We start from the raw sequence: 12,736 nt of genomic DNA, 5'->3' as shown, positions 1-12,736 counted from the left end.
ATCTCTTTAATCATGCCACGGCTTGATAACTCCGCTGACTCGTCACAGCCTCACTTTAACGGCTGCTTTGCATGGACTTCGGTGGCGTTACAAACCTCGTCAGTCAGATTGTGCTTATCGAAGCGATACCAACCTTCAGGGACACGTATCCCCTGTGGCCTAACTAATTCTCTGTGTACGCTTCACCTATCTTGTTCGTCAGTAAAAAAAATACTGGCTCCGCCATAGGCGCAACACTCGATACGGGTGGTCAGTTACACCTTACCCGACAGGGACTTACACCCTGCAAGATGCATCAAGCTTTGCTTGACGCACTAACGCCCGCCACACACGCGAGCAACTTGTTGCGAGTCGAGCGCCGAAGGCGCGTTGTGCTGGCGTTTGTTAACTTTTTATACCTTCACTAACTTTGAAACGCCAACGTAGTAAGCGATTGCAAGGTAGTTCAGGCCTGGAATAAGGCCTGTGACTGCGGCAATAGTAGTATTCCTTCCCTTGTCTTTGGCCAATAAGAAACATACAACTGAAATACCGATACTGATAATCCCGTAAATGAACAAAACTGGATGTATCGATCCATCTCTTAAAAAATCCATGTTTCAAAAGCTCCGCTCGTATTAGATGAAAGTTAACGCTTTGCTAATTGGCTGCCGCAGCGTAGCGTAGGCAGTCCAGTGGAAGCCACGCTTTTTGTGGCCGGAACGAAATTAAGCAACTTGTTATGTTTACTCAACTTTCCAGCGCAAAGTCACAAAAGAAGCGCTCAATGTAATGAATACAATGAAGCTACCAACCAAATAACTTTGGGCGTTATTGCTAAAACTAAAATTCTCATCAAGAAAGTTAAAACATATTTCAGCTGCTGTTGAGCCAATAACAGCACCAAACATTGTAAAAATATAAATCCTACGAGCAGTGATCTTTGATTTAGTAAATTTCAAGTACAAGATACCAACCAAAGCTATTGAGGCAAAAACAGCAAGAAACTGTGTCAGCAAAATTAATTTATTCACTTCACTTCCCTGTAAACATAACAGCTTAATAGTTTGCAAAGCCCCTTCTATAAAACGCGGGATATTGCCTTCTATCTTTAATAAATGACAGCAAAATATCTAATAAGCTCCTTTAAATCAACAGATTTTTAACGTTGTGATTATCTCTACTTGTAGAAAGCGGGGTGAAACCTTGCGATCTACTTGCTAACAATAAATTCACCCGCTACTGTATATTAATACAGCTTTCTTTATTTATGGGTGAAAGTTATGGCATCGCCATTTTTGCAATATATCGCTGAGTTTATGTATGCCCGCCGTTATGCCAAACGAACGGTTGATGCTTATGTGTACTGGATAAAGGCGTATATCTTGTTTCACAAAAAACAGCATCCGGCAAAGTTAACTGAGCAGGATGTCGAGCGCTTTTTAACTTATTTAACTAATCAGCGTAATGTGGCGCCGCGCACGCAGGCGTCGGCATTGAATGCCCTGAGCTTTTTGTATAAAGCGGTACTGCAAAAACCGCTGTCGTTAAACCTTAATTTTAATCGCTCGCAGCTTGCGCCTAAGCTGCCAGTGGTATTAACCCGCACCGAGATAACGACGCTGTTAAGGGTTATTGATCCGCGCTATAAACTGCTGGCTCAGCTGATGTATGGTAGTGGTTTACGGCTGATGGAAGCCGTTAGGTTGCGGGTGCATGCAATAGATTATGACTATTTGTCTGTTATGGTATGGCAAGGTAAAGGCAATAAAAACCGACGTACCACGCTGGCACCAGAATTAGTTACAACACTTAAGCAACAGAGCCAGTTTGTAATGCAATATTTTGAGGCCGATTTGGCTAACCCTGATTATGCCGGTGTCTGGTTACCTTATGCGTTAGCACGTAAATATCCCACAGCACCTAAAGAGCTGGGGTGGCAGTATTTATTTCCGTCCATGCAGCTAAGTGTCGATCCAGAGAGTAAGCTTCTGCGCCGCCACCATCTGGATGAGAGCTGTGTTAGGCGCGAAATTAAAATTGCTGCAAAAAAAGCGGGTATCACTAAAAACGTGACCTGCCATACGCTGCGTCATAGTTTTATAAAATGTGTCCATACATTTTCCCCGTCGGGCCATCCTGCGGATGTTCAAATTCATTCCAGATGAATTTGTGCTACTCACTTGCTGGAAGCCGGCGCCGATATCCGTACCGTGCAAGAGCAATTAGGCCATACTGACGTGCGTACCACACAAATATATACCCATGTACTAAACCGCGGTGCGGCAGGCGTAAAAAGCCCACTATCGCAGTTACTCTAAAAAGGGCGCAGCAGCGCCAAATGATTTTTGATAGAAAGTAATATTGGCCGCATTAACAAAAATGGTCAGGATACCGGCCTTTGTTAGCTATAACGTTGCCGTGTTGGCAAGCCAATGCAGAAGACGCTGGCAGCCATAGCCTGAAACAAAAAAGCCAGACACACAGTCTGGCTTTTTAGGTAAGTAAGAACTTACTTATCGTGCTGTACACGCATATGCGGGAAAAGGATTACGTCGCGAATTGAGGCGGCGTCGGCCAGTAGCATAACCAAACGGTCGATACCGATACCCTGCCCTGCGGTTGGCGGTAAGCCGTGCTCTAACGCAGTAACGAAGTCGTCATCGTAGAACATGGCTTCGTCGTCGCCGGCGTCTTTTTGTGCTACCTGCTCACGGAAACGCTCGGCCTGATCTTCGGCATCGTTTAACTCGCTAAAGCCGTTGCCCAGCTCGCGGCCGCCGATAAAGAATTCAAAGCGGTCGGTAATTTCCGGGTTATGGTCGTTACGGCGTGCCAATGGCGATACTTCTGCCGGGTATTCGGTAATAAAGGTTGGGTGGCGCAGCTTGGTTTCTACCAGCTCGTCAAACACTTCCATTAAAATGCGGCCGTTGCCATAGTTGTCTTTAACCTGAATACCCAGTGATTTTGCCAGCTCTGCTACCGCTTCACGCGTAGCCAGTTGCTCTTTGGTTACCGTTGGGTTGTAGTGCAAAATAGACTCGGTTACCGACATGCGCGCAAAAGGCTTGCCAAAGTCGAACACTTCACCCTGGTACGGCACTTCGGTGCTACCCAGTACATGCTCGGCTAAACCACGGAATAACTTTTCAGTTAAGTCCATCAGGTCGTTATAATCGGCATAGGCCCAGTAAAACTCCAGCATGGTAAATTCCGGGTTGTGGCGGGTAGACACGCCTTCGTTACGGAAGTTACGGTTAAGCTCGAACACTTTTTCAAAGCCGCCAACCACCAAACGCTTTAAATACAGCTCTGGCGCAATACGCAAAAACATCTGCATATCCAGTGCGTTGTGGTGGGTTTCAAACGGCCGTGCTGATGCGCCACCCGGAATGGCTTGCAGCATCGGCGTTTCAACTTCTAAGAAGCCTTCGTCGTTAAAGAAACGGCGAATATAGGCCACGGTTTTGCTGCGTACTAAAAAGGTATGGCGCGATTGCTCGTTAGAAATAAGGTCCAGATAACGCTGGCGGTAACGCGCTTCGTTATCGGTTAAGCCATGGAATTTATCTGGCAGTGGGCGCAGTGCTTTGGTTAATAAGCGAATATCGCTTAACCATACCGTTAACTCGCCAGTTTGCGTTTTAAATAAATGGCCGGTGGCGCCGATAATGTCGCCTAAATCCCACTTTTTAAACTGGTCGTTGTATACGCCTTCAGCCAGGCTGTCACGCGCAACATACAGCTGAATTTTACCGCCCATATCGGAAATAGTGGTAAAGCTGGCCTTGCCCATAATACGGCGGGTCATAATACGGCCGCCCAGGCTTACGGTGATTTTTTGCGCTTCCAGTTCTTCTTTAGTTAAGTGATCGTACTTAGCAATAACATCTGAAGATATGCTGTCACGGCGAAAGTCATTCGGAAACATAAAGCCATCTTCACGCAGTGCCGCCAGCTTTTGTTTTCGCTCAGCAATCAGTTTGTTTACGTCCTGAATTTCTTCTTGTGGTTGCTGTTGGTCAGACATAGTGCGTTTCCTGATTGAGGTCGAAGTTTTAGTTAAGTAACAATTACAGCCCGGCTTTTAAGCTGGCTTCAATAAATTTATCCAGATCACCGTCTAACACCGCCTGGGTGTTGCGGGTTTCGATACCGGTTCGTAAATCTTTAATGCGCGAGTCGTCCAATACATAAGAGCGAATTTGACTGCCCCAGCCGATATCTGACTTAGTATCTTCCAGCGCTTGCTTCTCGGCATTTTGCTTTTGCAGCTCAAACTCATAAAGCTTGGCGCGCAATTGCTTGTAGGCGTTGTCACGGTTTTTATGCTGCGAGCGGTCGTTCTGACACTGCACGACGATATTGGTCGGTAAGTGCGTAATACGCACGGCAGAGTCGGTACGGTTTACGTGCTGGCCACCAGCACCCGAGGCACGGTAAGTGTCGATACGTAAATCGGCCGGGTTGATATCAATTTCAATATCGTCGTCAATTTCTGGCGAGACAAACACCGAGGCAAACGAGGTGTGACGGCGGTTGCCGCTATCAAACGGGCTTTTACGCACTAAGCGGTGTACACCGGTTTCGGTGCGCAGCCAGCCGTAGGCATATTCGCCGCTAAATTTAATGGTACAGCCTTTAATACCGGCAACGTCGCCGTCGGTAACTTCGTAAAGTTCTGGCTTAAAGCCTTTATCTTCACCCCAACGTAGGTACATGCGCATTAAAATGCTGGCCCAGTCCTGTGCTTCGGTACCGCCGGAGCCAGACTGAATATCCAGGTAGCAATGGTTTTCGTCATTTTTGCCGGAGAACATGCGGCGAAACTCTAACAGGCTTAGCTGTTTGTCTAAGTCGGCCAGTTCCGCTTTGGCTTCTTCAAAGGTGTCTTCATCTTCCGCTTCAACCGCCAGCTCCAGCAAGCCATCAACGTCTTCCAGACCGCGGTCCAGCTTGTCGATAGTGCCAACAATTTGCTCCAGTGCAGAACGTTCTTTACCTAAAGCCTGCGCTTTGTCTGGCGTATTCCAAATAGCGGAATCTTCCAGTTCGCGCGAAACTTCTTCTAAGCGTTCTTTTTTGCCATCATAGTCAAAGATACCCCCGAAGCACGTTAGTGCGTTCAGTTAAATCTTTAATGCTGTTGTACACCGGATTGACTTCAAACATGCTGTTGTCTGTAACCTTGAAATATAAGACGAAAAATAGGCGGCGATTGTAGCAAATTTATCGCAGGACGTGCAGCCATCTATTACAGAAAAATAGCGAGTAATAGCCGGTGCTATTATTTGGCGCTGTTTTACAGCGCCAACATATGCCGTACGATTAACTGCAAGCTTTGTTTATCGCGGTATTCGTTAATATCCAGTTGATACGCCAACTGCACTTTTTGTATGTTTACATTAGGCCAGGCTTTGTTGTCGGCGTTAAACCAAATGGCATCAACCAGCTTACCGTCTGACGTTTGCAGCATCATTTTCAAATGCCGGTCAGCCAGCATTTTTTGGCTTATTAATGTAAACTCACCATCAAATACCGGTTCGGGGAACGCTTGCCCCCAAGGCCCGGCATTTTGCAGGAGCTGGGCAAAACCAATCTCAAAACACTTTGCTGGCAATTCTCCGTCGGTGTAGATCACCGCCGTTAGCTGCTCCGCTGTAAGATGTTTTTTCGCCGTTAAACTCAGCGCTACCTTAAAGGTATCCAGCCGCTCTGCGCTTATGGTTAACCCAGCCGCCATGGCATGGCCACCAAACTTTTTAATTAATCCTGGGTACTGAGTAGAAATTTCTTCCAGTAGATCACGAATATGTAAGCCGCTAATAGACCGGGCAGAGCCTTTTAGTTCACCCTCGTCGCCTTGAGCAAATACAATAGTTGGCCGGTGAAATTGCTCTTTAATACGCCCGGCTAAAATACCAATAACGCCCTGATGCCAGTCATGCCGGTACAGGCAGAGACACTCAGGTAATTCAGCACCGTCAAACGACAACTGACTTAAAAACGCTTGCGCTTCAACTTGCATACTTTGTTCTATGGCACGGCGCTCTACATTTAAGCTGTCTAGCTCAGCCGCATATTGGCGCGCTAAGCCTAAATCTTTTGCTAACAGGCAGCTTATGCCCAACGACATATCGTCCAACCGGCCTGCTGCATTTAAGCGTGGCGCTAAAGCAAAACCAAAATCGCTGGCGGTCAATTTTGCCGCGCTGCGATTAGCCACATCCATTAGCGCCTGAATACCTGGCCGACACTTGCCACTGCGAATACGCATTAGGCCCTGATGCACTAAAATGCGATTGTTAGTGTCCAGCGGCACCACATCGGCCACTGTGCCCAGCGCCACCAGATCTAGTAGCTCGGCTAAATTCGGCTCTGATATCTGTTGTTCAGAGAAATACTGTTGCTGACGTAACGCCGCTCGCAGGGCTAATAACACGTAAAAGGCTACACCAACCCCTGCCAGTGCCTTACTGGGAAAGCTACAGCCCGGTTGGTTAGGGTTTACTATCGCATCAGCGTCTGGCAATTCGTGCCCCGCTAAGTGGTGGTCAGTAACCAACACTTTTACCCCGGCGCTTTTGGCAAGGGCAACACCGTCAATAGCAGAAATACCGTTATCGACAGTAATAATCAGTTCAGCGCCTTGTGCCACGGCGAGCTCGGCCATTTCAGGCGTTAAGCCATAGCCATATTCAAACCGATTGGGTACCAGATATTCAATGTATTTAAAGCCCAACGCGGTTAATCCGCTTAGCAATACTGCCGTACTGGTGGCACCGTCGGCATCAAAGTCGCCCACAATAACAATGCGTTGCTGCTGCTTTAACGCCATAATAAGCAGCGCTACCGCAGTATCAATGCCTTTTAACTCAGTAAAAGGCAGCAAAGCGGCTGCGCCTCTATCGAGCTGCTCAAGCGAACTGATGCCGCGACTGGCGTAAAGTTGCTGCAATACAGGATGAAGTGCTGATAATGCAGTAAAAACGCCGGGCAAAGCCCGGCGTTGAATGGTACGACTGATTTCAGACATAACGCATTAAGAACCTGATTCTAATTGCGACAACAATTGTTTAGGCGGCTGGTAGCCAGGAATTAAACGGCCATTAGGCAATATAATTGCAGGTGTACCGCTGATACCAAACGATTGCCCCATCTCATACTGGCTTTTTACCGGGTTTTCACACATTGCTGCAGCCACTTTTTTACCCTCTTTAGCAGCATCCAGCGCGCCACGGCTGTCTTTTGTACACCAAATATTTTGCATTTGCAGATAGGTATCTGAACCTAAGCCACCACGCGGAAATGCCAAATAGCGCACGGTGATACCGATGTCGTTGTAGCCCTGCATGTCATTGTGCAGTTTGCGACAATAGCCACAAGACGGATCGGTAAATACGTTGACAACATATTTCTCGTCTTTCGCTTTATATTCGATAACGTCATTTTTGCTATCCGCTAACTGTTGCTGAATATAAGGCCGCATCTGTGAGTCATTCAACAACTCACGCTTACTCATATCCAGTATTTTGCCTTCAATAAAATACTGGCCATCTTGCGAGGCAAAAAATAACCCTCTGTTGGTAAATACTTGCACTATGCCATCAATAGGGGCGTCGGCTACGGCATTCACAGACAGGTTCAGCTGGCTAAATAGCTGATGCACTTTTTCATACTGTGCCCCGTCTGGTTTTTGCTGCGCCTGCGCTGAGGCGATTAATCCAAGACTACATAAGGCTATTACAAACTTCTTCATACTGTTTCCTGTTCAACGCTCATGGGCGCGGGTGATGTTGCTGATGCAGGCTTTGTAATCTTGCCTGCGCGACATGGGTATAAATTTGTGTTGTCGATAAATCGCTGTGACCCAGTAGCATTTGTACGACACGCAAATCTGCGCCATGGTTCAGTAAATGTGTGGCAAAAGCATGGCGCAATGTATGCGGTGACAGCTCTGCCTGAATGTGCGCTACTTTGGCATAAAATTTAATTCGGTGCCAGAACGTTTGCCGTGTCATTTGTTGCGCCCGACTACTGGGGAACACTACATCCAGTAATTGACCCGCTAATAAATCGCCTCGCCCTTCACGTAAATAGCGCGTTAACCAATGCGCAGCTTCTTCGCCCATTGGCACCAAACGCTCTTTGCTACCTTTACCTATTACTCTTACCAGACCGTGCTGCAGGTTAATCTGTTGCATCGACAAGCCAACTAATTCAGATACCCTTAAACCACTGGCATACAACAGTTCGAGCATAGCTTTATCACGAAACTGTATGGGGTCAGTAATGTCGGGGGCCATTAGCAGCGCCTCAACATCCTGCTCGGACAAGGTTTTGGGTAAACTGCGCCCCACCTTTGGGTTAAGTAGTTGATTTAACGGGTTCGCTACTACTTTACCGCTTTGATGCGCGTAAGCATAAAACTGGCGTAAACTACTTAACGCCCGGGATGTGCTGCGGGGGCTAAATTGCTGGTCTACGCGCAGCGCCAGGTAGCTGTTAACCAACACGCTGTCTACATTTAATAAATTGTACTGCCTTGATGCAATAAAACCGGCAAACTTTTTTAAGTCTGTACCATAGGCGCTAAGTGTATGCTCGCTTACACCTTTGTCCAACCAAAGCTGATCGAGAAACTGGCTGATAAGAGCAACATCTTCAGCCTGTGGCTGCGCTGCGTTTTCTGTCATGGCGGCCTACCTGATAAATTCAGGCTATATTACCGCACGCGGCTTACGCGGCAAAGCCAGCATTTAGTAAACAAGTCGATTCTGCTACACTAGCGCATCTTTGTTGCCCCACGTTGTTGCGAGACCAGCATGAAAATTGGTTTGTTTTATGGTTCAACCACCTGTTATACCGAAATGGTTGCGGAAAAAATTCAGGCATTAATTGGTGCTGATACCGTAGAGCTAAATAATATTAAGCAGGTTTCCCTAAGCCAGATGGCCCAGTACGACATTTTGATCCTGGGCTTATCAACCTGGGACTTTGGTGAAATTCAAGAAGACTGGGAAGCACATTGGGATGACATTAGCGGTGTTGACCTCAGCGGAAAAATTATCGCCATTTACGGTATGGGTGATCAACTGGGTTATGCCGAATGGTTTATTGATGCCGTTGGTATGCTGCACGACGCTATTGCGCCACAGCCTGCTGTGCGTATTGGTTATTGGCCAGCCGCAGGTTATGACTTTATTGCCTCTAAAGCCTTAACCGAGGATGGAGAATTGTTTTACGGCCTGGCCCTGGACGATGAAAACCAGTATGACTTAACCGACGCGCGGTTAAATGACTGGGTAAGCCAAATCCTGCAGGAAATTGCTGCAAAGCTATAATACCCGATGGTTAAAACTTCAGATAAAACGCCTTTAATAGCGCAATGTACTCTGCACTGTACTGCCCATTGTCTGCATGTATAGTTAACGTTGTGTTTTGTGTTGCCACCGCAGCCCTAACCAATACCAGTAATGTGCGAATTGCCACCTTACCCACTTTAGAATACACCTCGCAACGCTGTGAGACAGACCAGCCTTGTTGCTGTGATAATGCTACAAAAAATGCGCTGTAGTCTGCAGGCAAAATAACGACGAAACAGCCTTCGGTTTCCAGTAGCATAGCGGCTTTGTCTAGCAATGCTGAATAAGGCAAGCTATCAGTATGGCGCGCTAGTTTTCGCTTGGTATCTGCTGATGGTAGTGACTGATGAAAAAACGGCGGGTTAGACACAATTAAGCGGTAACGTTTATTGCTCTGATAGGTTAGAATGTCGCCCTTTATTAGCCGCACTGCCGCTGGCCAGGGGCTATTTGCCACGTTGTCTGCCGCTTGTTGGGCTGCGACGTCGTCCAACTCTATTGCATCAATAGGATTGGCGCCCGCGGTACGCTGCGCTAACATCAGACTTATCAAGCCAGAACCGGCACCGATATCCAGTATATCGTACCCTGGTGCTGGTAATGGCGCCCAGGCACCAAGTAATAAACCGTCAGTGCCGACTTTCATCGCACACTGATCATGGGCTATATAGAATTTTTTACATTGAAAACCGGCTGACATCAGCACCTCCGACCGCCAGTTTACGGCGAAGAAGGCGCACTGTCACCGGGCAGGCAATAATGCTGAGGACAAGATGACAACATTCGCAGATTTTCAACTGGACGACGACATTACCCGTGCCATTAGTGACCGTGGTTTTGACCAGCCAACGCTGATCCAGGAAATGGCGATCCCATTAGCACTGGACGGTAAAGATATTTTAGCCAGTGCACCTACCGGCACCGGTAAAACCCTGGCGTTTGTCTTGCCTGCTATTCAATATTTGCTCGATTTTGGCCGCAAAGATCCCGGGTTTGCCCGGGTGCTGGTGATGACACCCACCCGAGAACTGGCCTATCAGGTGTATGACGAATTTAAACATTTTACCCAGTACACCAGCTTAAATGTCGGTGTGATAACCGGCGGTATTAACTATGGCAGCCACAAAGATACCTTAGAAAAAAACAACGATATCCTTGTCGCAACACCGGGCCGGTTAACTGAATATTTAGATGAAGAAAGCTTTCAGGCCGATGAAGTAGAAGTGCTTATTCTCGATGAAGCCGACCGCATGTTGGATATGGGCTTTATTGGTGAAATGAATCGCATTGTGCTTGAAGCACGGCGTCGACGCCAAACCTTCTTATTTTCAGCCACACTTGAGGGCAATAACCTTGAGCGCTTTGCCAGCAATGCGCTAAAAGAGCCGGAACGATTGGAAGCCATCCCCTCTCGCAAAGAAAAAGCTAAAATACTGCAATGGGTGCATTTAGCCGACGATGCGCAGCATAAGCTGGCGTTGCTGATCCATTTACTGAAACAACCTGATGTAACCAAAGCCATTGTGTTTATTAAAACCCGCGAGCGCCTGGCTAGCTTAACCGGTCAGCTGGAAACCGCTGGTTTACGCTGTGGCTGGCTGCAAGGTGAAATGCCACAAGACAAACGGATGCAAGCCGTGGAGCGTTTTAGTTCTGGCCGGGTAAATATTTTGCTCGCTACTGATATTGCCGCTCGTGGTTTGGACATCGACGATATTAGCCATGTAATTAACTTTGACATGCCGCGTACCGCCGACGTTTACGTACACCGCATTGGCCGTACCGGCCGGGCCGGTAAAAAAGGCACCGCTATCTCATTAGTTGAAGCACATGACATGGCCATATTGTCCAAGGTTGAGCGCTACCACGAGCAAAAACTAAAACGCCGTATTGTCGATAGTCTGCGGCCAAATAATAAAGAAGCTAAAGTACCGGTGAAAAAGAAAAAGCCCACCAAAGCTGCGGCTAAAAAAGCAGCAAAGAAAACCAAAAAGTAACCTTGTCCAACGATAACCGCCGCCGGTAAAAATCGGGCGGTTATCGCATTTTCACCCACACCGGTTGGAATTAATTAGTAAAGCTGCTATTGATATGTTGAATAAATTATTTATCAACGATGGATAGTGCTATGGATAAACGTCAATTTATAAAAAGCTGCGCTTTGGCAGCCACCTTAGTCCCGCTGGTTAGTTGCGCCAATGTGATTGCAGCTCCTGCCGGACGCACTGAGTCACGGCTATTACCAGTAGCATTAAATCCGGGCGACACTGTTGCTTTGGTAAGCCCATCAAAAGCCACTGACCATAAAATTGACGTACAAATTGCAGAAGAAGTTATGGCCGCTCTGGGATTAAACGTGAAAACGGCCCCGCACTTAACGGCCCGCCGTGGCCATTTGGCAGGTACCGATGCAGAACGCGCTGGCGATATTAATGCCATGTTTGCCGACAAAGATGTCAAAGCCATTATTTGTCTGCGCGGAGGCTCAGGCGCCGCGCGCTTACTGCCGCTATTAGATTACGAGCTGATCCGCAACAATCCCAAAATTTTGCTCGGTTATTCTGACATTACCGCGTTGCATAATGCGATTCATGCGCAAACTGGCTTGGTAACGTTTCACGGGCCTAATGGTACCGGTAGCTGGAACAGTTTTAATGCCGACCAGTTCCGGCGGGTATTTTTCGAACGTGAACTAATGCAGTACCAAAATGTAATTGATGCCAAAGATGAACTGGCGCCAAGACAAAACCGCACCATAACCATTACCGGCGGTAAGGTGCAAGGTGAGCTAATTGGCGGCAATTTAACGGTGTTAACCGCCCTGGCAGGCTCACCCTATTTACCCGATTTTAGCGGCAAAATTTTATTTATTGAAGATGTTGAAGAAGCTCCCTATCGGGTAGATCGCATGTTAAGCACATTAAAACTGATGGGCGCATTGGATAAAATTGCGGGCTTTATCTTCGGTGAATGTACCGATTGTAGTCCAGGCGGCGGTTATGGCTGGCTTACCATGGATCAAATTTTTGACGACCATATTAAGCCGCTAAATATTCCTGCTTACCGGGGCGCTATGATTGGTCATATTAAACAGCAATTTATTGTGCCGGTAGGTGGCCGCGTAGAACTGGATGCCGATGCCGGAACTTTCCGGTTGCTGAAAAGCGTGTTTCAGAGTTAATGCTAACCAGTAGAGGATTCGGATTATTCTAAACCGACCGTTGCAGGCCAGGATGCTGACAAATTCGCCGGGAGCGAATTTGAACAGCTGTGCTGGTCCGCAGGATAAACTTCATGGATGAAGTTTATAATCGAGCCTACAGGGAAGTATTTACGGCGTGTCGGTGTGAGTAATGCGGATCCTCTTACTACTGAACGTCTAAGCTGGA

General features: G+C 47.4%; 10 protein-coding genes and 1 pseudogene. 4 read left to right on the top strand and 7 right to left on the bottom strand.

Going from position 1 to position 12,736, the window contains the following annotated elements; translation table 11 throughout:
• Positions 1-725 precede the first annotated feature (725 nt).
• Positions 726-1,013, bottom strand: a complete 288-nt coding sequence (locus H595_RS0115110; RefSeq protein ID WP_156885997.1) for a hypothetical protein — start codon at positions 1,011-1,013, stop codon at positions 726-728.
• A gap of 249 nt (positions 1,014-1,262) precedes the next feature.
• Between H595_RS0115110 and H595_RS22530 the strand changes: the two are divergent.
• Positions 1,263-2,300: pseudogene (locus H595_RS22530) on the top strand (integron integrase).
• 191 nt (positions 2,301-2,491) lie between these two features.
• Here the strand turns inward: H595_RS22530 and lysS are convergent.
• From lysS to xerD, 5 genes are all read right to left on the bottom strand, one after another.
• Positions 2,492-4,012, bottom strand: coding sequence for a lysine--tRNA ligase (lysS, locus tag H595_RS0115095; RefSeq protein WP_027671963.1), 1,521 nt, complete (start codon positions 4,010-4,012; stop codon positions 2,492-2,494).
• A gap of 43 nt (positions 4,013-4,055) precedes the next feature.
• Positions 4,056-5,154, bottom strand: a protein-coding gene (prfB, locus tag H595_RS0115090; RefSeq protein ID WP_169338560.1) for a peptide chain release factor 2 whose coding sequence is annotated in 2 segments (ribosomal slippage) — positions 4,056-5,078 and positions 5,080-5,154 — 1,098 coding nt in all. Because the reading frame shifts where the segments join, the coding sequence is not laid out codon by codon here.
• A 130-nt stretch (positions 5,155-5,284) separates the two neighbouring features.
• Positions 5,285-7,018: a single-stranded-DNA-specific exonuclease RecJ gene (recJ, locus tag H595_RS0115085; protein WP_037054982.1), complete on the bottom strand. Its 1,734-nt coding sequence runs from the start codon at positions 7,016-7,018 to the stop codon at positions 5,285-5,287.
• Between the two features lie 6 nt (positions 7,019-7,024).
• Positions 7,025-7,741: a bifunctional protein-disulfide isomerase/oxidoreductase DsbC gene (dsbC, locus tag H595_RS0115080; protein ID WP_027671960.1), complete on the bottom strand. Its 717-nt coding sequence runs from the start codon at positions 7,739-7,741 to the stop codon at positions 7,025-7,027.
• Between the two features lie 19 nt (positions 7,742-7,760).
• Positions 7,761-8,678: a site-specific tyrosine recombinase XerD gene (gene xerD / locus H595_RS0115075; RefSeq protein ID WP_027671959.1), complete on the bottom strand. Its 918-nt coding sequence runs from the start codon at positions 8,676-8,678 to the stop codon at positions 7,761-7,763.
• Positions 8,679-8,807: 129 nt separating this feature from the next.
• Here xerD and fldB point away from each other — a divergent pair, with 129 nt between their 5' ends.
• A complete protein-coding gene (gene fldB, locus H595_RS0115070; RefSeq protein ID WP_027671958.1) occupies positions 8,808-9,326 on the top strand; it encodes a flavodoxin FldB in 519 nt (172 codons plus the stop codon).
• Between the two features lie 10 nt (positions 9,327-9,336).
• Here fldB and H595_RS0115065 read toward each other — a convergent pair whose 3' ends face one another.
• A complete protein-coding gene (locus H595_RS0115065) occupies positions 9,337-10,047 on the bottom strand; it encodes a tRNA1(Val) (adenine(37)-N6)-methyltransferase (protein ID WP_027671957.1) in 711 nt (236 codons plus the stop codon).
• A 73-nt stretch (positions 10,048-10,120) separates the two neighbouring features.
• On the opposite strand from H595_RS0115065, the gene srmB reads away from it, so the two are divergent.
• The gene (gene srmB / locus H595_RS0115060) at positions 10,121-11,344 is read left to right on the top strand and encodes an ATP-dependent RNA helicase SrmB (RefSeq protein WP_027671956.1); all 1,224 of its coding nucleotides are present in this window, start codon (positions 10,121-10,123) and stop codon (positions 11,342-11,344) included.
• 131 nt (positions 11,345-11,475) lie between these two features.
• Positions 11,476-12,528 (top strand): S66 peptidase family protein, encoded by a 1,053-nt coding sequence (locus H595_RS0115055; protein WP_027671955.1) that lies wholly within the window; start codon positions 11,476-11,478, stop codon positions 12,526-12,528.
• Positions 12,529-12,736 lie beyond the last annotated feature (208 nt).

Source organism: Rheinheimera baltica DSM 14885 (assembly GCF_000425345.1).
GTDB lineage: Bacteria > Pseudomonadota > Gammaproteobacteria > Enterobacterales > Alteromonadaceae > Alishewanella > Alishewanella baltica.
The sequence above is the reverse complement of the archived record's forward strand: the minus strand, read 5'-3'. Positions and strand labels throughout refer to the sequence as shown.

Bases quoted from the DNA above. Each gene is read 5' to 3' on its own strand.
- H595_RS0115055 (WP_027671955.1), top strand. From the start codon at position 11,476: ATGGATAAACGTCAATTTATAAAAAGCTGCGCTTTGGCAGCCACCTTA.
- H595_RS0115065 (WP_027671957.1), bottom strand. From the start codon at position 10,047: ATGTCAGCCGGTTTTCAATGTAAAAAATTCTATATAGCCCATGATCAG.
- srmB (WP_027671956.1), top strand. From the start codon at position 10,121: ATGACAACATTCGCAGATTTTCAACTGGACGACGACATTACCCGTGCC.
- recJ (WP_037054982.1), bottom strand. From the start codon at position 7,018: ATGTCTGAAATCAGTCGTACCATTCAACGCCGGGCTTTGCCCGGCGTT.
- fldB (WP_027671958.1), top strand. From the start codon at position 8,808: ATGAAAATTGGTTTGTTTTATGGTTCAACCACCTGTTATACCGAAATG.
- lysS (WP_027671963.1), bottom strand. From the start codon at position 4,012: ATGTCTGACCAACAGCAACCACAAGAAGAAATTCAGGACGTAAACAAA.
- dsbC (WP_027671960.1), bottom strand. From the start codon at position 7,741: ATGAAGAAGTTTGTAATAGCCTTATGTAGTCTTGGATTAATCGCCTCA.
- xerD (WP_027671959.1), bottom strand. From the start codon at position 8,678: ATGACAGAAAACGCAGCGCAGCCACAGGCTGAAGATGTTGCTCTTATC.